We start from the raw sequence: 20,371 nt of genomic DNA, 5'->3' as shown, positions 1-20,371 counted from the left end.
TGGCGTAAAATTGTCAGCAACTGTGCCGAGGTTCACTTCCTGGACGCCGGGACGAGATGATGCGAGGAAAGGCGGGAATGGTGAGCCGACACGGCGATAAGGCGCGGGAGGTCTTGCTCGATGCGGCAGAAGAGCTCTTCGCGAGCCACGGCATAGACGCCGTATCGAATCGGAAAATTACCGAGCATGCCGGTACTGCCAACCATTCGGCGATCAAATACCATTTCGGGAGCCGCGAGGACCTGTTGCAGGCCATGCTCCAGCGGGCGCTGGACGACATGCGCAGCTGCCGCAATCGCCTGCCATCCCTTGCTGGCGGACCGGAGGCGAGTCTGCGCGAGGTGGTCACCGTGCGGACCCTTCCCTGGATCTATTCCTTTGACGCGCTGCCGCGGCCCTCCTGGCGGGCGCAATTCCTCTACCAGGCACGGCTGCATCCAGGACTGCCGGCGATTGTGGGCGACAGCCTGCGCGACGAGGTGCTGAGCGTGGCGGGCCCAGGACGTGCTCGCAAGGAATTCGAGGGCATTCCGGAGGTCGTGGTCAGGTCGCGTGCGCTGATTCTCGGTCCGATGTTCCTGGGGCTGTGCGCGCAGTACGAGCGCACGGTCAATGAAGGCAAGCAGCAGGGCAACTGGGAATCGCTGGGCTACTTCCTGGTCGATTCCATGGTCGGCATGCTGGCGGCGCCAAGCACCGCTGCGGCCGACTTCATGGGATTCGGCGAGGACTAGCCGGGCTGGCGCGAGGCGCTGCAGCTGGAACTAGAAAAACGCAGAGGCCAGGTCCCGACGCCTCAGGGGTTGGCCTCTGCGTGGTCTTCAGGGGACGCTTAGCGTCCCGGGTGCTGGCCGAACAGGCGGCTCCACAGCGAGGGAGCCTCGCGGGTGATCCGCGGCTGGCGGGCAATATCCGGATCCAGGTTCTCGATGGGCTGGAACAGTCCGGTGCGCAAGGCGTCGGTGGTGGCAATGAGGCGCTGGCCCTCCGGTGTGCAGTTGATCTTGCTTGGGTTGATAGCGGTCATTGCGACCCTCCTTCACGATTTCGCATTTCCACAATATGGAAATTATCTTCTGTGTTGTGAAACCATTATGTGGGCTAGGTCGGAGCGTTTGCAATAGCTGGGCGCAAAATTATCTATCCACGATATGGAAACCGGCAAAAAGTCACACTTGTTAAAGTTTTTCCAGCTTTCGCTTGACTGCGACGCTGTGAGGTGGATTACAGTGGTGACACAAGGTTCCACGAAACCAGCATCGAGTCGAAGCCGAAGTCTCCTTCGGTGGTAAGGGTGTTCAGCCAAGGTCCGTGGAAAGAACGACCGTTTGAAAAGAGCTGATCACCCGATGCGTTTAGACGTATTCAACCAATTGCCCGCAGCCGAGGCCGCTGATTTCCTGCGCCCCTGCGTCGATGTCGACCGCTGGATCGATGCCCTTGTTTCCGCCCGTCCTTTCAGCAGCTTCGATGCGCTTTCCAGCTTTGCGCTGCAGGACGTCGCTCCCTTCAGCCGCGAGGAAATTGCCGCCGCCCTGGCCCACCATCCGCGCATCGGCGAACAGGCGCAGGGAAGCAGCAAGGAAGCGGACCTCTCCCGCGGCGAACAGGCAGGCCTGGACCTTGATGACGATGTCGCCGGCCGCCTGGCAGCAGCCAACCGGGCCTATGAGCAGCGCTTCAACAGGGTATTCCTCATCCGCGCCGCCGGCCGCAGCACCGAAGAAATCCTTGCCGAATGCGAACGCCGGCTGGCCAACGCAGAACAGGCTGAACTGCTTGAAGTAGCCGAGCAGCTGCGCCAGATTGCGCTGCTGCGGCTGGAGAACTCGGTGGACAACTAAGCCCATGCCCGGGGCGAACCCCTGCGCATTTATCGATACCAATCCCTCCGACAGCCAGGAGATGAACATGGCAGATGGAAATGGCGAACGCAGCCACATCACCACCCACATACTCGACACCGGGACCGGGAGGCCTGCCTCCGGTGTCAAGGCCACGCTGGAAGCCAAGACGGCATCCGGCTGGCAAGAAATCGGCTCGGGTTCCACGGATGCCGATGGCCGCATCAAGAACCTCGGACCGATACAGGTTGAAGCCGGCCGCTACCGGATTTCCTTTGAAACCGGCGGCTACTTCGGGAAGCAGGGAACGGAAAGCTTCTTCCCCGCGGTAAGCATCGATTTCTTCGTCAACGACGTCGACGAGCACTACCACGTACCTCTTCTTATCAGCCCGTTTGCATATTCCACGTACCGAGGGAGTTAGAACAATGACTACCGAAATCACCGCCCCAGCAGATACCAAGATCGTGCTGGGCTCCAACCAGTACGGCAAGGCCGAAGTCCGCCTGGTCAAGATCACCCGCGACACCGTGCGCCACCAGATCCAGGACCTGAACGTCACCAGCCAGCTGCACGGCGACTTCACCGCCGCGCACCAGGACGGCGACAACGGCCGCGTCGTCGCCACTGACACCCAGAAGAACACCGTCTATGGCCTGGCCCGCAACGGCGTGGGCGCCATCGAGGAGTTCCTGGTGCAGCTGGGAAACCACTTCACTGGCGAATTCGAGTGGATCACCGGCGGCCGCTGGGCAGCCCAGCAGTTCTTCTGGGACCGCATCAACGACCATGACCACGCCTTCTCGCAGAACAAGTCCGAAGTGCGCACCGCCGTGCTGGAAATCGACGCCGAAGGCAAGAAGTCCATCGTTGCCGGCCTGGAGGACCTCACCGTCCTGAAGTCCACGGGCAGCGAGTTCCACGGTTTCCCGGTGGACAAGTACACGACCCTGAAGGAAACCACCGACCGCATCCTGGCCACCGACGTGACTGCGCGCTGGCGCTACACCGGCCAGGCCATCGCCCAGGGCATCGACTTCGACGCGGTCTACACCTCGGTGCGCCACCTGCTGCTGACCCGCTTCGCCGACACCCACTCGTACGCGTTGCAGCAGACCATGTTCCAGATGGGGCAGGCAGTGCTCGAAGCGCATCCGGAAATCGCCGAAATCAAGATGTCCCTGCCGAACAAGCACCACTTCCTGGTTGACCTGGAAGTCTTCGGCCAAGACAACCCCAATGAGGTCTTCTTCGCCGCGGATCGCCCATACGGCCTGATCGAAGCGACGATCACCCGCGAAGGCACCGAGGCGAATCACCCCATCTGGGCCAATATTCCGGCATTTATCTAACTGAACGGCGTTGAAGGTGGGCCGGCGCTGGCACGCCGGCACACCTTTGGCAGCGACTGACGTAGGAGGTCAGCCTTGAGCGCTACACAAGATGAATCTATCAAAGGCAATCGTCCCGAGGACGCGAAGCTCCCTCTGGGGAAGTCCTTTGCCTATGGCCTGCAGCATGTCCTGACGATGTACGGCGGCATTATCGCCCCGCCGCTGATCATCGGAAACGCTGCCGGCTTGGCCCCGGACGAGGTGGGCCTGCTGGTCGCCTGCTGCCTGTTTGTCGGCGGGCTGGCCACCATCCTGCAAACCGTGGGCATCCCGTTCTTCGGGGCGCAGCTGCCGCTGGTCCAGGGCACGTCCTTCGCATCCGTGGCTACCATGGTGGCCATCGTCAACGGGGGAGGCGGAATCCAGGCGGTCTTCGGGGCCGTGCTCGTCGCAGCGCTGATCGGCTTCCTCATAGCGCCGTTCTTCGCCCGCATTGTCAGGTACTTCCCGCCGGTGGTCACCGGCGTGGTCATTACGATGATCGGCATCTCGCTGACCCCGGTCGCGGCCAACTGGGCCATGGGCGGGGACGCGAAGGCCGATGACTACGGGTCGCTGGCCAACATCGGCCTGGCCGCCGGAACACTGCTGGTGGTCCTGCTGCTGTCCAAGGTCGGCAATGCAGCGATTTCCCGCATGTCGATCCTGCTGGCCATCGTGCTGGGCACCGTCGCCGCAGCGCTGCTGGGCATGGCCGATTTCTCGCAGGTCGGGCACGGCGCGATCTTCGCCTTCCCGCAGCCACTGGCCTTCGGCATGCCGGTCTTCGAAATCGGCGGCATCATCTCGATGACCATCGTGGTGCTGGTGATCCTCACCGAAACCACCGCAGACATCCTCGCTGTGGGCGAGATCGCCGGATCGAAGGTGGATTCCAAGCGCATTGCCGACGGCCTGCGTGCCGACATGGCCTCTTCCGCAGTGGCGCCGATTTTCAATACCTTCACCCAGTCGGCCTTTGCGCAGAATGTCGGCCTGGTGGCCATCACGGGCATCACCAGCCGCTTCGTTGTCGCGGCCGGTGGCGGCATCCTCGTCGTGCTCGGCTTGCTGCCGATCCTCGGACGAGTGGTCGCTGCCATCCCGACTCCGGTGCTCGGCGGCGCAGGCATCGTGCTCTTCGGCACCGTCGCCGCTTCCGGGATCCGGACCCTGTCCAAGGTGAAGTACGACGGCATGAACCTGGTGATCGTCGCGGCATCGATTGCCTTTGGCTGCATCCCGATTGTGAAGCCGGACTTCTACGCTGGATTCCCCACGTGGTTCGAGACGATCTTCCACTCCGGGATTTCCTCGGCGGCCGTGATGGCCGTGCTGCTGAACCTGCTGTTCAACGAACTCAAGTTCGGGAATACAAAGGATGCATCGGTCTTCTCGGCGGCTCCGCCGCGCATGGTCAAGACCGAGGAGATCTGCGGATTGCTCGATGGCGACCACTACGTGGGCGGCAAGCTCATCGACAAGGAAGGCTACGAAATTCCGGTGGTCACACCCGATGAATTCGAGCAGATCCAGACCGGAGCCATCCAGATGCCTGTACCCAGGCCTGCCGAGACATCAGGGCACTGAGGAATCGGCCCCATCCGAACCCGACGTCTACGACGAGCTCGATGACGAGAAGTAGCAGCTAGCGCGAAATGCTCGCAAACTCCGGTTTGCGGGCATTTTGCGCGAGCTCGAGCAGTTGCACTTCACAGCGCGAACAGCCAGGGAGCACCGCCGGACGAGTTTTCCGGGCACCTTGCGCAGGGCTGGCCCAAGTGCTGGATTGCGTTGGAAGTTCCGTGCAGGCACCGGACCAGTCAGGGGCTCCTGTGCGGCAGCGGGAGCATCGGCGTTTTGCGAGGGTCTAAGCTAGATGACTGTGAGTTCAGCAAATCTTTCCATCGGCGTTGACATCGGTGGCACCAAAATCCTTGCAGCCCTTGTGGATCAAGAGGGGAACGCCTTCGGGCAAATCCGCCGCGAGACACCTGACCATGACGTGGCGGGGACCGAACGTGCCCTGGCTGAGATGATCCGCGAGCTCTCGAAGGGCAACGAAGGTCTTCCGGTGGGCATTGGCGCCGCGGGATGGATGGACCGCAAGGGGCAGAACGTGCTGTTCAGCCCCCACCTGTCTTGGCGCAATGAACCGGTGCGCGACCGTCTGATGCAGCTGGTAGGACATGAAGTGACTCTGGTCAACGACGCTGATGCGGCCGGCTGGGCCGAGCATCGTTTTGGCGCGGGCCGGGGCGAAAGCGACATGGTGTGCCTGACCCTCGGAACGGGGATCGGCGGGGCGGTCATCCTCGGAGGGCAAATCCACCGTGGCAAGTCCGGGATTGCTGGCGAATTCGGGCACCAGGTGATCGTTCCCGGCGGCCATCGGTGCGCCTGCGGAAACCGCGGTTGCTGGGAGCAGTACGCCTCTGGCAATGCCCTGGGCCGGGAAGGAGCCGAACTTGTGCGCAGCAAATCACCGGTGGCCTTCCGCCTGCGCGAGGCCGTGGGCGATGATCCGGACGCCGTTACCGGGGCGGAGGTAACTCGACTTGCCGCAGAGGGCGACCCGGCGTGCGCCGACCTCATTGCGGATATGGGCGAATGGCTCGGGTTGGGCATTTCGAATCTGGTCTCGGTTCTGGATCCGGGGACCATCGTTATCGGCGGCGGCTTGGGCGCGGCGTCGAAGCAACTGGTGGCCACCGCGGAGGAGACCTACCGCCGCACCCTCTCCGGCAGGGGCTACCGTCCCTTTGCGAAGATCAGCCAAGCCGAATTGGGTCCGGTGGCAGGCCTGATCGGGGCTGCTGATTTGGCGAGGTTCAATCAACAGCAATAAACATTGACAGGACATTAGGTCTTATCTAGGCTCAGTTTGTTATTCAACACGAGAGCGAGGTTCCGGCATGGTCCTGCCAGAGAAGCCGCCGCAGACCCGTGGCTGGCCGCTAGCAGTCGTTTTGGGAACCTACGCAGTCGCCATGTGCGGTACCACCATGCCGACCGCGCTGTATCCAATGCTCCAGGATGAATACGGCCTGAGCACCGCCGCCTCGACCCAGCTTTTTGCGATATACGCCCTGGTGGTGCTCACGGTGCTGTGCATCTTCGGTTCCCTCTCCGACGCCATTGGCCGCAAGCCCGTCATGATTCTCGGGTTGCTCTCCTCGGCCGCCAGCGGGATGCTTTATGCCGTGGCCACCGACGTTCCCATGCTGTTCATTGCCCGGGCCCTGTCCGGGGTGTGCGCCGGGCTGGTCACCGGAACGGCCACAGCCTATTTGGCGGATCTGGTCTCCAGCTCCGGACGCGGTGCCGCCATTTCCAGCCTGGCGAATATGGCGGGACTAGGCAGCGGGCCGGCCTTGGCGGCATTTCTGACTTTCTTCTTCCCGGCTACCCCCATGATCGCTTTCAGCGTGCACGCGGTGCTTTCGGGTCTGTGCATCGTGCTGCTGGCCATGATCCCCGACAGTGTTGCGCACCGCCGGGGCGGGTGGAAACTCAGCCTTCCGCTGGTGCCGCGTTTGGCACGACGGGACTTCTGCGTGGGTGGACTGATGACCCTGGGCTTTGCGGTCATGGGCGGCTGTACAGCCATGACGTCCATCCTGGTGGTCCGCGCCTTTGGGATTACCGACCTGCGCCTGCTGGGGCTCATCGGTTCGCTGATTTTCGCCGCCACTACCGTGGGCCAGAAAGCGGGCGGGAAGCTGGTCAGCGAAAAAGTGCAGCTGGGCTATGCCGGGCTGGCGGTGGGAGCAGTGCTGATAGCTATTGCCCCGAGGTTGGGCGGGGGCTTGGCGGTCACGGTGTACCTGGTTGGCCTAGTGGTTGCTGGACTGAGCCATGGTGCGCTGTTCCCGGTGGGACTGGGCATCGTACTGCGGCGCATCGAGCTGCGGCATCGAGGCAGCGCCAGCTCCGCCTTCTGGGTACTGGGCTACGCCCTGACCGCACTTGGGGCGCTGGGGCTGGGCTGGGTAGGGCAGATCAGCGGCGAATCGATGGCAGTGACCTGCTTCGGCGCAATCATCGCACTGTGCGCAATCGGGTGCGCCAGGCTTCATCGCCGCTGGGACGATTCTGCAAACTCGCGAATCCCTGCCGGACCCTAGGTCTGCGTGCGGCGGGCATTGCTGGCAGGACAGCCGAGCTCCAGACGAGCCCCGGCCTGCGTGTGGCAGAGAACACGTGGCTTGCCGGAATGAGGTGCAGCCGATCCTCGTTGGGCATTGATAGAAGAAAACCGTATCCGGCAATGGCCCGAACCAGTGGCCTCGGACAGATCTGAAAGGCAATCAATGACAGTTGCATCCCAGGAAATCCAGGCCGACACAGCAACGCTCAACGCCATTTTTGGCGAGGCACGCACCGCTAACGCGTTCACCGGAGAGGTTACCGAGGAGCAGGCCCAGGAAATCTACGAACTGGCCAAGTTCGGTCCAACCGCGTTCAATTCCCAGCCGCTGCGCGTCACCTACGTGCGGTCGGACGAAGCCCGCGCCACCCTGGTCGACGCGCTCTCCAACGGCAACAAAGCCAAGACCGCAGCAGCTCCGCTGGTAGCGATCCTCAGCTATGACACGGCATGGCACGAACAGTGGGACAACTTCCTGCCCGGCTACAACGCGCCCAAGGCCATGTACGATGCTGATGCGGACTTCACCGCATCCACCGGCAACAACAACGCACACCTGCAGGCAGGCTACTTCATGCTCGCCGCGCGCAGCTTGGGCTTCGCGGTGGGTCCAATGACCGGCGCAGACTTCTCCGCCATCGACGCATCGTTCTTCCCGGAAGGCGATCAGAAGAGCTTCCTGGTCGTGAATATCGGCCAGCCAGCCGCAAGCGAGATCGGCTCGCCAAAAGCACGCTTCGGCTACGAAGCAGTTGTCCGCACCGTCTAGGTGCATCGAGTACTTCGAAAACGGCATGCGCCAGAAGCCCGGAATTCACACGGTGAATTCCGGGCTTCTGCACGCCAGCGGGAGGATCCTAGGAGGTTGCGGCCAATGAAGCTTGCAGGGCTGCGTCGGCCTCAATGAGTACCTTGGCGGCGACTTCCAGGCCCTCAACGGCACCTAGCTCGGTGTCCTCGTGTTCGATGTTCACCATCATTTCCGGATCCACCTCGTGCAATGCGCGCAAGAACTCGGTCCAGAATGCGGTGCCATGTCCCTTGCCCAAAGCCACGAAGTCCCAGGCTGAATTCTTCGGCCACTCGTTCGCCCATTCATCCCCGCCGAGGTTGGTGCGTGGTTCGTCTTCGCCCAGTTTGCGGAAGCTGTTATCCAATACGCCCTGGATGGCCGCATTCGGATTGACGCGCACATCCTTGGCTGCTGCGTGGAAGAGCCATGGGCCCAGGTCGCGGACAACGGCCACCGGATCCATCTGCTGCCAGAAGAGGTGCGAAGCATCCAGTTCAACTCCGATGTTGCTGGTACCGGCCCGCTTCAACAGCTCTCGAAAGCTTGCAGGGTTGAAGACCAAGTTCTGCGGGTGCAGCTCCAGAGCGACCTTGACTCCGTGTTCGACAGCCAGCTCATCGATTTCTTTCCAGAATTCCGCGGCAATCCCGAATTGATAGTCCAGCTGGTCCAGAGCTGCCGAATTCCAGGCATTGACTACCCAATTCGGGGTCGAAGCTTTGGGGTCTCCAGCGGGCAGGCCGGACATGGTGACCACGCGGGTCTGGCCTAGGCGCGCGGCCAGCTTGATGGAGCGGCGAATGTCCTCGGCGTGCTTCTGGCCGATTTCGCGATTGGGGTGCAACGGGTTGCCGTTGCAGTTCAGCCCATAGATTTCCACGCCGGTGCCTTCGAATTGGGCGAGGAAAGCATCGCGAGCGATGTCCGATTCCAGGATTTCATCGATGTTCGGCACGTGCACTGGGGGCAAGAAGCCACCGGTATTCAACTCGATGCCGGTCAGTCCCTGGGCGGCAATGACCTCCAGGGCTTCGGCCAGCGGGCGGTTGTGGAGGATTGCGTTGTAGACTCCGAGTTTCACAGTGAAACCTTCTTTCCGTCATTGGCAGCGGACTGCACGACCGCCTGGAGGACCTGCATATTGTGCACGCCCTCGTCGAATGTTGCGTTGATGGGAAGTGCAGTGCCCAGGCCGCAGACCTCGTCGAGGAAGGCGCGCGCCTGGTAGCCGAAGGCATCATTCTGGCCGAAGCCGACACCTGGCGCATCCATGGGCAGTCCGCCACTGAGGTAGGCGTGTTCCGAGCCGAGATTCACCGTGCGGTAGCCATTGGTTGCCGAAGGCCCCTCGGTGAGCATGATTTCGATTTCCGCTGGACGCAGCTGGCTGAAGCGTGCGGCGCCCTTCTCGCAAAAGACCTCGAAGGTCAGCGTATTGGGGTGGCCGGCTGCCACGCGGGAAACTTCCAGGCTGCCTGCGGCCCCGGCGAACTGTACGTTGAACGCCGCGTAGTCGTCGTTTTCTACCGGCTCGGACGTGTCGCTCAGTTCCACGAGATCGTGGCCGGTGACGGCGCCGGCTGGCAGGAAGCGTTCGGTGATGCTGGTGCTCAGCTGGCCGCCGCTGACCGAAAGAATCTCGCCGGCCAGGAATTCGGCAACGTAGGCCAGGTGGCTTCCCACATCGGCCAGTGCGCCCGAGCCTGGCTGGCCCTTGAAGCGCCAACTCATCGGTGCCTGCGGGTTGTGGCCGTAGTCGGTCCAGTAGCGTCCGGAGAAATGCAGCACCTTGCCCAGGGTGCCATCGGCGATCAGGTTCTGGATCGTGGCGATGCCCGGGGTGCGGCGGAAGGTGAAGCCAACGCGGGCCACGGAGTCGGCGTTGCGGGCCGCGGTGGCCATCGCTTCAGCTTCTTGAAGGGTGTCAGCCAGCGGCTTTTCGCACAAAACGTGCTTGCCGGCAGCCAGCAGGCCCTCGACTGCTTCACGGTGGAAACGGTTGGCAATAACTACCGAGACCACGTCGATATCTGGATCTGCGGCCACCTCTTGCCAGGAACCGAGCGCCTTTTCGTAGCCGTAGCGCTTGGCGACCTTGGCTGCGAGCTCGGTGTTCACGTCAGCCACGGCAACGTAGCGAAGCGGTGGCAAGTCGGAGCTGTAGAGGGTGGGTGCCGTGCGGTACCCAGCGATGTGGGACAGCCCGGCCATGCCGGCGCCAATGACGGCAATGCCGATGGTTTTTGTCATGGAATTCTCCTGGATGAAAGCTGTTCATGGAATATTTTGGAGCGCTCCAAAAGAGTCTAGAACCTATTTCAGATCGCGGTCAAGGGGTCTGCAGGAGAAGGTTTGGAAGCGGAAGGAATCAGGGCCGGCGTGGTGCCGCGCAGGTGCCGCGCTCGATGAGCATCGGCTCCATCAGCACGCGCTGGGCTTCGCGTTCGGGATTGGCGAGCCGGGAGAGCACCTGCTGGGCCACGTGCAATCCAAGCTCGTGGTTGCGGCTATCCACGGTTGTCAGGCGCAGCAGGTGGGTGCCGGAGAGCGGCGAGTTGTCGTAGCCGATGATTGACAAATCCCCAGGTGTCGACAGGCCGGCTTCCCGGGCGGCTGCCATGGCTCCCATGGCCATTGAGTCGTTGCCGGCCAAGATGGCCGTTGTTTCCGGGGCTTCGCCCAAAAGCTGCCGTGCGCACTGGTAGCCGGTGTCTTCGGTGGTCAATTCGCTGACCGAAACTATGCGCTCTTCGAGTCCCACGGCCTTCATTGCCTCCTGGTACCCGGCCAGGCGCAGCATCGAGGCTCCGCCGCCACCGGCGATGTGGCCAATATTCCGGTGGCCCAGCGAAACCAGGTACTCGATGGCTTGGCGTGCCCCGAGCCTGTCGTCACTGGAAGAAATGTCCGCGCCGCGAACCTGGGTGGCGCGATTGCCGGCCACAATGACCGGAACCTGCGCTGAAAAGCGCATGGCAGGAGTCGGTTCGGTGGCCAGTACCAAAGCCTCTACCCGGGTGCTGAGGAATCCATCGAGCGGGTCCGACTCGACGTGGGTGTTGAGTGCCCGGTCGGAAACTGCGATGCGCAATCCTGCGCTTGCCAGTCCTTCTTGGAGCCCGCGAAGAAGTTCCACGAACCAGACGTTGGTGTAGTCGTCGATGACTACGCCGACTGTCTGGCTCGTGCCGCCGGCAAGTGCCGTGGCGGCCTGGCTGGGGCGGTAATCCAGTTCCTTGATGGCGGCCAGTACTGCCGCGCGACGTGCTTCCGAGACGCTGGGGGAGCCGCGCAGCACCAGGGACACCAGCGACTTGGAAACACCTGCGGCCTGGGCAACGTCGTAGATGGTCGCTCGACGGCGTGCTGCGGCCACAGTTCCTCCTGGGGGTGTCGGTTGTTCTCGTTAAGAGCCTAGCGTTTTGCTCGAGCGCACGGCCGTTAGGGGGTGGATTCTACTCGTCGAACTTCGCGGGCCACGCCATGAAGCCAAGACATGGCATGTGGAAATTTTTTTATTTTCAACGTCCGAAACAGATGGAATACCCCGGAATTCCGCGGATTTGTCCACACCATGTTACTCATGTTGTAAATATGTCAGTACAAACCTTTGACAGTGCCGAATTCATGGTGCAAAGTATTTCTTGTGGCACCGTTCACATCTTCGGCAGTTGGCCGATCCCTGAACTTCTGACTCGAAAGGACGTCGATCTGCGTGACTTACGACGTACTCACCCTCGGACGCATCAGCGTCGACGTGTATCCGAATGACATCGGCGTTTCCCTCGCGGATGTGAACACATTCAGCAAGTACCTCGGCGGCTCCGCCACCAACGTCGCCGTGGCGGCCGCCCGGCACGGCCGAGCAGCCGGTGTGATCACCAAAATCGGCGACGACGACTTCGGCACATTCCTGGAACGCGAATTGGACCGCTTCGGCGTGGACCGCACCCAGGTAGCCCGCGACGCCACGTTGCAGACGCCAGTCACCTTCTGCGCCATCATGCCGCCGGACGACTTCCCGCTGTACTTCTACGGACGCTTCCCGATGGCGCCGGACTGGAACATCGACAGCAGCGACATCGACCTCCAAGCCGTCAAGGACTCCAGGATCTTCTGGAGCACCGTCACCGGCTTGAGCCGCGAACCTTCGCGCACCGCGCAATTGGCGGCCTATGCCGCCCGCCCAGCAGATTCCCTGGCCCAGGGTCAGTTCACCATTCTGGATTTGGACTACCGCCCGATGTTCTGGGACTCCGTGGAACAGGCCCGCGAACAGGTAGCGCGTGCCCTGCCATCGGCCACCGTGGCCATCGGCAACGACACCGAATGCTCGGTAGCCGTCGGCGAAGGCACCCCGGATGAGCAGGCCGACCGCCTGCTGGAGGCCGGAGTGCAGATTGCCGTGGTCAAGCTCGGCCCCGAAGGGGTCATGGCCAAAACCCGCACCGAGCGCGTGGTTTCCGCGCCGGTCCCGGTGCAGACCGCTAACGGACTGGGTGCCGGAGATTCCTTCGGCGGCGCCTTCTGCCACGGACTGCTCTCCGGCTGGCCGCTGGAACAGGTGCTTGACTACGCCAATGCCGCCGGAGCCATTGTGGCCTCGAAGGTTGCCTGCTCCGACGCCATGCCGGACCCGGAAGAAGTCAATGCCCTGCTGGCCGAGCGCGGCCGCACCGTCCCCGACTCCCAGAAAGACCTGGTCTAGAAATGAAACAGGCATCAGAGCTGCCAGTGGACCGGGAAGACCCGCGCCGCTACGAATCCATCACCCGCCAGCGGCTGGAAGACCCGGCCTCGGTGCAGCGCGCCGCTTCGCTGCGCCGGAAGCACGCCGGCCCGGTGCTGGGACGGCAGAACTTCATCATCGCCGCCGACCACCCGGCCCGCGGCGCCCTGTCCGTGGGCAAGCGCGCCACGGCCATGGCCGACCGCCGCCAGCTGCTGGACCGGCTGCAGATCGCCTTGCAGCACCCCGCCTGCGACGGGGTGCTGGCCTCGCCCGATATCCTCGATGACCTGCTGCTGCTGGGCGCGCTGGAAGGCAAGCTGGTCTTCGGATCGATGAACCGCGGCGGGCTCACCGGCTTGGTCAACGAGATCGACGACCGCTTTACCGGGCACAGCGCGGCCGCCCTGGCTGCCCTGGGCGCCGACGGCGGCAAGATGCTCACCCGGATCAGCTACGAGGATCCGGACACCGTGAAAACCCTGGCCGCTACCGCCGACGCCGTGTCGGATCTGGCCCGGCACCAGCTGGTGGCCATGGTCGAGCCGTTCATCTCCAAGCGGGCCGAGGGCAAGGTAGTCAACGACCTGCGCCCGGAGGCAGTGATCAAGTCCATGGGCATCGCCTCGGGACTGGGCGAAACCAGCGCCTACACCTGGCTGAAGATTCCCGTGGTCCAGGAGATGGAACGGGTCATGGCCGCGACCACCCTGCCCACGGTCCTGCTCGGCGGGGATCCATCGGGCAGTCCCGACGAGGTCTTCGCCTCGTGGCAGGCGGCGCTGGCCCTGCCTTCGGTGCAGGGGCTGACCGTAGGCCGGACCCTGCTGTATCCCGAGGACGGGGATGTGGCCGCCGCCGTGGCAACCGCCGCATCGCTACTGGACACCACCGCAACCGTACGCAGCTGAGAAGGACGAAGCTCGATGACTACACGCACAATGACCGTTGCCCAGGCGGTCGTGGAATTCCTGGGCCGCCAGTACACGGTGGATTCCATCGGCGGCACGCACTACCGCGAACGGCTGATTCCGGGCATGTTCGGGATTTTCGGCCACGGGAATGTTGCCGGGGTGGGCCAGGCGCTGAAGCAGTGGCAGGCCAAGGACCCGAGCCTCATGCCGTACTACCAGGGCCGCAATGAGCAGGCCCAGTCGCACCAGGCCGTCGCCTACGCGCGGCACACCCGCCGGCGCGCCACCTACGCGGTCTCCACCTCCATCGGCCCCGGGTCCTCCAACTTGCTCACCGGTGCGGCGCTGGCCACCGCCAACCGCCTGCCGGTGCTGCTGCTGCCTTCGGACACCTTCGCCACCCGCGCCGCGGACCCGGTGCTCCAGCAGCTGGAAATGCCGCACGGCTACGACATCACCGTCAACGACGCCTTCCGCCCGCTGTCCAAGTACTTCGACCGGGTCACGCGACCCGAACAGCTGGCCAGTGCCTTGCACCACGGGTTGCGGGTGCTCACCGACCCCGCCGAAACCGGAGCGGTGACCATCTCCTTGCCGCAGGACGTGCAGGCCGAGGCCTTCGACTTCCCGGAAGAGCTCTTTGCCGAGCGCGAGTGGAAGATCCGCCGCCCGGCACCGGAATCCGAGGACATCGCGGCCGCCGCGGCCATGATCCGCAAAGCCAAGCGCCCATTGATCGTCGCAGGCGGCGGCGTGCTGTATGCCTACGCCACCGAGGAGCTGGCCGCCTTCTGCGAAGCCACCGGCATTCCCGTGGGCAATACCCAGGCCGGGGTGGGCGTGCTGCCGTGGGATTCCAAGTACTCCCTGGGCGCCATTGGCTCCACCGGCACCACCGCGGCCAATGCGCTGGCCGAGCAGGCGGATCTGGTCATCGGCATCGGCACCCGCTATGAGGACTTCACCACCGCCAGCCGCACCGCATTCCAGAACCCGGACGTGAAGTTCGTGAACATCAACGTCGCCGCGCTGGACGCCTACAAGCACGGCACCGTGCTGCCGGTGGTCGCCGATGCCCGCAAAGCGCTGATCGCGCTGCGCGAGGCGCTGACCGGATACCGGGTCGAGGGGGCCCTGGAAGTCCAGGCCGCCACCGAGAAGCAGCGCTGGGACGCGACCGTTGATGCGGCCTTCGCCGAGCGGCTGAGCCCGCTGGTCAGCCAGAACGCCATCATCGGAGCGGTGAACCAGGCCATGGATCCGCGCGATGTGGTGGTCTGCGCCGCCGGCTCGCTGCCCGGGGACCTGCACAAGATGTGGCGGGTCTCCGACCCGTTCGGCTACCACGTGGAATACGGCTTCTCCTGCATGGGATACGAGATCGCCGGCGGGCTGGGCATCAAGCGCGCCGCCCTTGCTGAAACCGCGCGAGGCTCCGAAGAGCCCCGCGACGTCGTGGTGATGGTGGGTGACGGCTCCTACCTGATGATGCACACCGAGCTGGTCACCGCCGTGGCCGAAGGCCTGAAGCTGATCACCGTGCTGATACAGAACCATGGCTACGCCTCCATCGGAGCCCTGTCCGAATCACTGGGCTCCCAGCGTTTCGGCACCAAGTACCGCACGCTCGATGCCCAGCGCCACAGCTTCGATGATGGTGCGACCTTGCCAGTGGACCTGGCTGCCAACGCCGAGTCGCTGGGCGTGAAGGTCATCCGGATCGAGCCCGGGCCCCAAGCCATCGATGAGCTCTCGGCGGCCATCGCCCAGGCCAAGGCCGCGCCCGAGGGTTCGGGGCCGATCCTGATCCACATCGAATCCGACCTCTACGCCGATGCTCCCTCCAGCGAGTCCTGGTGGGATGTGCCGGTCAGCGAGGTCGCCGAGCTGGACTCCACCACCCAGGCCCGCAAGACCTACGCCGAGCACAAATCCCGCCAGAAGCCCCTGCTGGGCTAGGCGCACCGCACCAGACCAACTCGAATACCGAAAGACGTGAACCCATGACTGCTACCGCTACCGAAGTCACCGAAATCCTGCACTACATCAACGGCAAGCCCAGCGCCGGCACCGGCACCGCCACCCAGCCGGTCTACAACCCGGCAACCGGAGAAATCACCGGCCAGCTGCACCTGGCCAGCGGCGAGGACCTGCAGCAGGCTGTGGCCGTGGCCAAGGCCGCCTCCGAAACCTGGGGCGAAGTATCGATCGCCAAGCGCAGCAAGATCCTCTTCCGCTTCCAGCAGCTGCTCACCGAGCACACCGGCGAGCTGGCCCGCATCGTCACCTCCGAGCACGGCAAGGTCCTCTCCGACGCCGCCGGCGAGATCAGCCGCGGCATCGAAGTGGTGGAGTATGCCTGCGGCATCTCCCAGTCGCTGAAGGGCGAATACTCCGACCAGGTCTCCACCGGCATCGACGTGTTCTCCTTCCGCCAGCCGCTGGGCGTGGTCGCCGGCATCACCCCGTTCAACTTCCCGGTGATGGTGCCGCTGTGGATGGCACCGGTGGCCATTGCCACCGGCAACGCCTTCATCCTCAAGCCTTCCGAGCGCGACCCTTCGGCCGCCTTGCTGATCGCCGAGCTGTTCAAGGAAGCCGGCCTGCCCGACGGCGTTTTCCAGGTGCTGCACGGCGGCAAGGAAACCGTGGACGGGCTGCTCACCCACCCGGATGTGGATGGCATCTCCTTTGTCGGTTCCACTCCGATCGCCAAGTACGTGCACGAAACCGCCACCAAGCACGGCAAGCGCGTGCAGGCCCTGGGCGGAGCGAAGAACCACGCGGTGATCATGCCCGATGCCGATATGGACTTGGCCGCCGACCACATCAACGCCGCCGCTTTCGGCTCCGCGGGCCAGCGCTGCATGGCCATCTCCGTGGCCGTCGCCGTGGGCGATGCCGCCGACGGCCTGGTGGACAAGCTCGCCGAGCATGCCCGCAACGTCAACGTCTCGAACGGCTTCGATGAGACGGCGGATATGGGACCGGTGATCACCCCGGCCTCGAAGTCCCGCCTGCAGAAGATCGTTGGCGAGGCGCAGGAAGCTGGCGCCGCGCTGGTCATCGACGGACGCGACCTGGTGGTCAAGGACCACGAGAACGGGTTCTTTGTCGGCCCGACCATCATCGACAAAGTCAGCCGCGAGATGAGCGCCTACACCGAGGAGATCTTCGGCCCGGTACTGGTGGTGCTGCGCGTAGACAGCCTGGAAGAAGCCATCGAAGTGGTCAACGCGAACCCCTACGGCAACGGCACGGCCATCTTCACCTCCTCCGGCGCCCACGCCCGCACCTACACCCGCCGCATCCAGGTAGGCATGGTCGGGGTCAACGTGCCGCTGCCGGTGCCGGTTGCCTGGCACTCCTTCGGAGGCTGGAAGGACTCGCTGTTCGGCGAGCACCACATCTACGGCCCGGACGGCGTGCGCTTCTACACCCGGGGCAAGGCCATCACGCAGCGCTGGCCGGAGCCGGCCCAGGGCACGGCCGCCACCTTCAACTTCCCCTCCAACTAGGCACCTTGAACAGAAGATAAGGTACGCACCATGGCACAGAACATCACCATTGGGACTGCCCCCGACTCCTGGGGAGTCTGGTTTCCCGATGATCCCCAGCAGACACCCTGGCAGCGCTTCCTCGACGAAGTGGCTGAAGCCGGCTACAAGACCATTGAACTGGGTCCCTACGGGTACCTGCCCACCGACCCCGCGCAGCTGGCCGACGAGCTGGCCGCCCGCGACCTGAAGGTCTGCGCCGGCACCGTCTTCACCGCCTTCCACCGCGGCATCGACGGCAGCGCCAGCGCCTGGGAAGAAGCCTGGGAGCCAGCCCGCAAGGTGGCCGAGCTGACCGCCGCCATGGGAGGCGAGCATATTGTGGTGATCCCTGCCATGTGGCGCGACGACGTCACCGGCCAGGCCATCGAATCGGGCACCCTGGACGGTTCGGCCTGGGATTCGCTGGCCAAGGGCCATGACCGGCTGGGAAGGATCCTGCAGGAGGAATTCGGCCTCAAGCAGCAGTTCCATTCCCACGCCGACTCCCACGTCTGCGGCCAGGGCGACATCGAGAAGTTCCTTGAGCTCACCGACCCGCAATTCACCACCCTGTGCCTGGACACCGGACATGCCGAATACGGTGGAGCTTCCAGCGTGGACTTGATCCGCCGCTTCCCGGAGCGCATCGGGTACCTGCACCTGAAGCAGATCAACCCGGACATCCTGGCCACGGTCCGCGCACAGGACATGACCTGGGCCGCGGCCAACTTGGCCGGGGTGATGTGCGAACCGCCTTCCGGGTTGCCTGACCTCAACGAGGTCTTGAAGGAAGTGGAGAAGCTGGGCCGTCCGATTTTCGGAATTGTCGAACAGGACATGTACCCGGTGGCCGACTTCTCGGTGCCGCTGCCCATCGCCACCCGCACCCGCGACTACCTGCTCAGCTGCGGCTCGCGCAGCCGCGTCTAAGCAATCCCCACCTAGCCAAGAATTCTTGAAAGGACATATCGTGCCAGATAACCTGCGCGTCGCCGTCGTTGGAGCCGGGCGCATGGGCGCCGACCACATACAGCGGATCCACCACCGTATTTCCGGAGCCGAAGTCGCGGCCGTTGTCGATATCGACACCGACCGGGTCGCTGCGGCCATCGACGGGATCCCGGGTGCCAAGGGCTACGCCGACCTGTCCGCGGCGCTCGCCGACGGCGAGGTCAACGCGGTACTGCTGGCGACCCCCGGCTTCCTGCACCACGATGCATTGCTGGCGGTGCTCGAGGCAGATATTCCGGTGCTGTGCGAAAAGCCGCTGACCCCCGATGCCGCTTCCTCCTGGGAGATCGTCGAGGCCGAGGCCAAGCTGGGCCGCAAGCGCATCCAAGTGGGCTTCATGCGGCGCTTCGACGCCGAGTACCGGCAGCTGCGCCAGCTGATCGAGGACGAGAGCCTGGGTGAATTGCTGGTGCTGCACCACCAGCACCGCAACCCCTCCACCCCGGAGGGCTTCACCAATGAGATGCTGATCAACGACTCGGTGGTCCACGAATTCGACGCCATCCGCTACTTCACCGGTGACGAGATCACCTCGGTGCAGGTGCGCTTGGGCAAGGCCACCCGCAATGCTCCCAACGGCCAGCACGACCCCCAGCACGTGCTGCTGGAAACCTCGACCGGAGTGCTCGCCGACGTGGAGATCTACGTCAACGCGAAGTTCGGCTACGAGGTGGCGACCCAGGCTTCCTTCGAGGAGGGCATCGTGTCCATCGGCAATGACGCTGGACCGTATGTGCGTACCGCCGGGCAGTGGGGCGGCAAGGTCACCCCGGGCTTCGAGGAGCGTTTCGGCGCCGCCTACGATACCGAAATCCAGTCATGGGTGGACGCCGCGCTGCGAGGCGAATTGGGCGGGCCCAGCGCCTGGGACGGCTACGCCACCGCGGCCTGCTGCGAGGCGGGAGTCGAAGCCCAGCGCACCGGCGAAAAGGTGGCAGTCAAGCTGAACAGCAAGCCGGATCTCTACAGCTAAGGGCATCATGAAATACGCACTGGACCCGACCCCGTTCCATTCCACCCATTCGCTGCTCCAGTTCCCGGAACTGGCAGCGGAGCTGGGCTATGACAGCATCCAGCTGACACCGCATGCGGACATGATTCCGTTCTTCACCCACCCCAAGGCCGACGATGACCTGGTCGCGCAGCTCGCGGCCCGTTGCCGGGCTTCCGGGGTGGAGATCGCTTCGGTGCTGCCGGTACTGCGCTGGGCCTCGCCCGATGAGAATTTGCGCCAGGCCGCGGTGCGCTACTGGAAGCGCGCCATCCAGATTGCCGTGGATCTCGGCGTGAAGCAGATGAACACTGAATTCTCCGGGCGGCCGGAACGCGCCGAGGAGTCCGAGGCGGCGTTCTACCGCTCCATGGAAGAGCTCGTGCCAATCATTGAGCGCGAGGGCATCAATGTGGCCATTGACCCGCATCCGGATGATTTTGTCGAAGAAGGCCTGGCCGCTTGGCGGGTGATCCGCGGGGTGAACTCGCCGAATCTGTCCTTCGTCTACGTTGCTTCGCATTCCTTCCACATGAAGGACAAGCCGCTGGATATCATGCAGGCAGTGGGAGCGCGGCTGCGCGTGGTGCACGTGGCGGACACCATGAACCATCATGCCTCGCACGGGTTGCGCTACATCACCAACCCGCCGGGCAATGCGGTGCGCGTGCACCAGCATCTGAAGCTTGGCGATGGCGACGTGAACTGGGACGAATTCTTCTCCGGCCTCGTGGCCAACGGATTTGCCGACCGCCAGGACAGCGTGATGGTCTCCTGCGTTTTTGCCGAGAACGAGAACGCCGTAGCAGTCGCCAAGTACCAGTTGGAGCAGATGCGCAGCCGCGTTGACGCTGCCCGTGCCGTGCGCGCCTAGCCAAACCGGCTTCCCGAGCCGAATTGCAACATGACGAAAGCCGAATCCGCAAGGGTTCGGCTTTCGTCGTCCTGCCAGGGGCCATCCTGCGCAGAAGGCGGATCCAGCAAGAGCCGCAAAATGCCGTGATGATCTGTGGGCATGGTCCCGGGA

Annotated in this window: 19 protein-coding genes; 15 read left to right on the top strand and 4 right to left on the bottom strand. The window is 63.8% G+C overall.

Annotated elements, in window-relative coordinates; all coding sequences use genetic code 11:
- The first annotated feature begins 77 nt into the window (after positions 1–77).
- On the top strand, positions 78–734 hold the full coding sequence (locus M2368_RS14090) for a TetR/AcrR family transcriptional regulator (protein WP_181148786.1): 657 nt from the start codon (positions 78–80) through the stop codon (positions 732–734).
- 98 nt (positions 735–832) lie between these two features.
- On the opposite strand, the gene M2368_RS14085 is transcribed toward M2368_RS14090, so the two are convergent.
- Positions 833–1,027, bottom strand: a complete 195-nt coding sequence (locus M2368_RS14085; protein ID WP_105656560.1) for a hypothetical protein — start codon at positions 1,025–1,027, stop codon at positions 833–835.
- A 322-nt stretch (positions 1,028–1,349) separates the two neighbouring features.
- Here M2368_RS14085 and uraD point away from each other — a divergent pair, with 322 nt between their 5' ends.
- From uraD to M2368_RS14050, 7 genes are all read left to right on the top strand, one after another.
- Positions 1,350–1,844, top strand: a complete 495-nt coding sequence (gene uraD, locus M2368_RS14080) for a 2-oxo-4-hydroxy-4-carboxy-5-ureidoimidazoline decarboxylase (RefSeq protein WP_105656559.1) — start codon at positions 1,350–1,352, stop codon at positions 1,842–1,844.
- Positions 1,845–1,911: 67 nt separating this feature from the next.
- Positions 1,912–2,268 (top strand): hydroxyisourate hydrolase, encoded by a 357-nt coding sequence (gene uraH, locus M2368_RS14075; protein WP_105656558.1) that lies wholly within the window; start codon positions 1,912–1,914, stop codon positions 2,266–2,268.
- A gap of 4 nt (positions 2,269–2,272) precedes the next feature.
- Complete coding sequence (gene pucL, locus M2368_RS14070; protein WP_105656557.1) at positions 2,273–3,196, top strand: factor-independent urate hydroxylase; 924 nt, start codon at positions 2,273–2,275, stop codon at positions 3,194–3,196.
- Positions 3,197–3,271: 75 nt separating this feature from the next.
- On the top strand, positions 3,272–4,807 hold the full coding sequence (locus M2368_RS14065) for a nucleobase:cation symporter-2 family protein (RefSeq protein WP_105656556.1): 1,536 nt from the start codon (positions 3,272–3,274) through the stop codon (positions 4,805–4,807).
- Between the two features lie 295 nt (positions 4,808–5,102).
- Positions 5,103–6,065 carry an ROK family protein gene (locus M2368_RS14060; protein ID WP_286134082.1) on the top strand — a complete coding sequence of 321 codons (963 nt, stop codon included), beginning with the start codon at positions 5,103–5,105 and terminating at the stop codon, positions 6,063–6,065.
- A 67-nt stretch (positions 6,066–6,132) separates the two neighbouring features.
- Positions 6,133–7,344 (top strand): MFS transporter, encoded by a 1,212-nt coding sequence (locus M2368_RS14055; protein WP_105656554.1) that lies wholly within the window; start codon positions 6,133–6,135, stop codon positions 7,342–7,344.
- A 186-nt stretch (positions 7,345–7,530) separates the two neighbouring features.
- A complete protein-coding gene (locus M2368_RS14050; RefSeq protein ID WP_105656553.1) occupies positions 7,531–8,136 on the top strand; it encodes a malonic semialdehyde reductase in 606 nt (201 codons plus the stop codon).
- 88 nt (positions 8,137–8,224) lie between these two features.
- On the opposite strand, the gene M2368_RS14045 is transcribed toward M2368_RS14050, so the two are convergent.
- The 3 genes from M2368_RS14045 to M2368_RS14035 form a co-directional block, all read right to left on the bottom strand.
- A complete protein-coding gene (locus tag M2368_RS14045; RefSeq protein ID WP_105656552.1) occupies positions 8,225–9,241 on the bottom strand; it encodes a sugar phosphate isomerase/epimerase family protein in 1,017 nt (338 codons plus the stop codon).
- Positions 9,238–10,410, bottom strand: coding sequence for a Gfo/Idh/MocA family protein (locus M2368_RS14040; RefSeq protein ID WP_105656551.1), 1,173 nt, complete (start codon positions 10,408–10,410; stop codon positions 9,238–9,240). Before M2368_RS14040 ends, M2368_RS14045 begins: the two co-directional genes overlap by 4 nt.
- A 118-nt stretch (positions 10,411–10,528) precedes the next feature.
- Positions 10,529–11,536 (bottom strand): LacI family DNA-binding transcriptional regulator, encoded by a 1,008-nt coding sequence (locus tag M2368_RS14035; RefSeq protein ID WP_402741409.1) that lies wholly within the window; start codon positions 11,534–11,536, stop codon positions 10,529–10,531.
- Between the two features lie 339 nt (positions 11,537–11,875).
- Between M2368_RS14035 and iolC the strand changes: the two genes are divergently transcribed.
- The 7 genes from iolC to M2368_RS14000 are packed head-to-tail and all read left to right on the top strand — an operon-like array spanning position 11,876 to position 20,218.
- Positions 11,876–12,868, top strand: coding sequence for a 5-dehydro-2-deoxygluconokinase (gene iolC, locus M2368_RS14030; protein ID WP_105656549.1), 993 nt, complete (start codon positions 11,876–11,878; stop codon positions 12,866–12,868).
- Between the two features lie 2 nt (positions 12,869–12,870).
- Positions 12,871–13,800 (top strand): Cgl0159 family (beta/alpha)8-fold protein, encoded by a 930-nt coding sequence (locus M2368_RS14025; RefSeq protein WP_498724610.1) that lies wholly within the window; start codon positions 12,871–12,873, stop codon positions 13,798–13,800.
- A 30-nt stretch (positions 13,801–13,830) separates the two neighbouring features.
- On the top strand, positions 13,831–15,762 hold the full coding sequence (gene iolD, locus M2368_RS14020) for a 3D-(3,5/4)-trihydroxycyclohexane-1,2-dione acylhydrolase (decyclizing) (protein WP_498724624.1): 1,932 nt from the start codon (positions 13,831–13,833) through the stop codon (positions 15,760–15,762).
- Positions 15,763–15,806: 44 nt separating this feature from the next.
- Positions 15,807–17,321, top strand: a complete 1,515-nt coding sequence (locus tag M2368_RS14015) for a CoA-acylating methylmalonate-semialdehyde dehydrogenase (RefSeq protein WP_105656546.1) — start codon at positions 15,807–15,809, stop codon at positions 17,319–17,321.
- Between the two features lie 30 nt (positions 17,322–17,351).
- On the top strand, positions 17,352–18,272 hold the full coding sequence (locus M2368_RS14010; RefSeq protein WP_105662240.1) for a sugar phosphate isomerase/epimerase family protein: 921 nt from the start codon (positions 17,352–17,354) through the stop codon (positions 18,270–18,272).
- A 40-nt stretch (positions 18,273–18,312) separates the two neighbouring features.
- Positions 18,313–19,326 (top strand): Gfo/Idh/MocA family protein, encoded by a 1,014-nt coding sequence (locus M2368_RS14005; RefSeq protein WP_133833847.1) that lies wholly within the window; start codon positions 18,313–18,315, stop codon positions 19,324–19,326.
- A gap of 7 nt (positions 19,327–19,333) precedes the next feature.
- The gene (locus tag M2368_RS14000; protein ID WP_498724609.1) at positions 19,334–20,218 is read left to right on the top strand and encodes a sugar phosphate isomerase/epimerase family protein; all 885 of its coding nucleotides are present in this window, start codon (positions 19,334–19,336) and stop codon (positions 20,216–20,218) included.
- The last annotated feature ends 153 nt before the right edge of the window (positions 20,219–20,371 follow it).

This window comes from Arthrobacter sp. JUb119 (assembly GCF_024807995.1).
GTDB lineage: Bacteria > Actinomycetota > Actinomycetes > Actinomycetales > Micrococcaceae > Glutamicibacter.
Note: the sequence above shows the minus strand (reverse complement) of the source record. Positions and strands in the feature narration are given on the sequence as shown.

Excerpts from the sequence above, each read along its gene's own strand:
- M2368_RS14090 (WP_181148786.1), top strand. The coding sequence starts at position 78 with ATGGTGAGCCGACACGGCGATAAGGCGCGGGAGGTCTTGCTCGATGCG.
- M2368_RS14085 (WP_105656560.1), bottom strand. The coding sequence starts at position 1,027 with ATGACCGCTATCAACCCAAGCAAGATCAACTGCACACCGGAGGGCCAG.
- uraD (WP_105656559.1), top strand. The coding sequence starts at position 1,350 with ATGCGTTTAGACGTATTCAACCAATTGCCCGCAGCCGAGGCCGCTGAT.
- uraH (WP_105656558.1), top strand. The coding sequence starts at position 1,912 with ATGGCAGATGGAAATGGCGAACGCAGCCACATCACCACCCACATACTC.
- pucL (WP_105656557.1), top strand. The coding sequence starts at position 2,273 with ATGACTACCGAAATCACCGCCCCAGCAGATACCAAGATCGTGCTGGGC.
- M2368_RS14055 (WP_105656554.1), top strand. The coding sequence starts at position 6,133 with ATGGTCCTGCCAGAGAAGCCGCCGCAGACCCGTGGCTGGCCGCTAGCA.
- M2368_RS14050 (WP_105656553.1), top strand. The coding sequence starts at position 7,531 with ATGACAGTTGCATCCCAGGAAATCCAGGCCGACACAGCAACGCTCAAC.
- M2368_RS14040 (WP_105656551.1), bottom strand. The coding sequence starts at position 10,410 with ATGACAAAAACCATCGGCATTGCCGTCATTGGCGCCGGCATGGCCGGG.
- M2368_RS14025 (WP_498724610.1), top strand. The coding sequence starts at position 12,871 with ATGAAACAGGCATCAGAGCTGCCAGTGGACCGGGAAGACCCGCGCCGC.
- iolD (WP_498724624.1), top strand. The coding sequence starts at position 13,831 with ATGACCGTTGCCCAGGCGGTCGTGGAATTCCTGGGCCGCCAGTACACG.
- M2368_RS14015 (WP_105656546.1), top strand. The coding sequence starts at position 15,807 with ATGACTGCTACCGCTACCGAAGTCACCGAAATCCTGCACTACATCAAC.
- M2368_RS14010 (WP_105662240.1), top strand. The coding sequence starts at position 17,352 with ATGGCACAGAACATCACCATTGGGACTGCCCCCGACTCCTGGGGAGTC.
- M2368_RS14000 (WP_498724609.1), top strand. The coding sequence starts at position 19,334 with ATGAAATACGCACTGGACCCGACCCCGTTCCATTCCACCCATTCGCTG.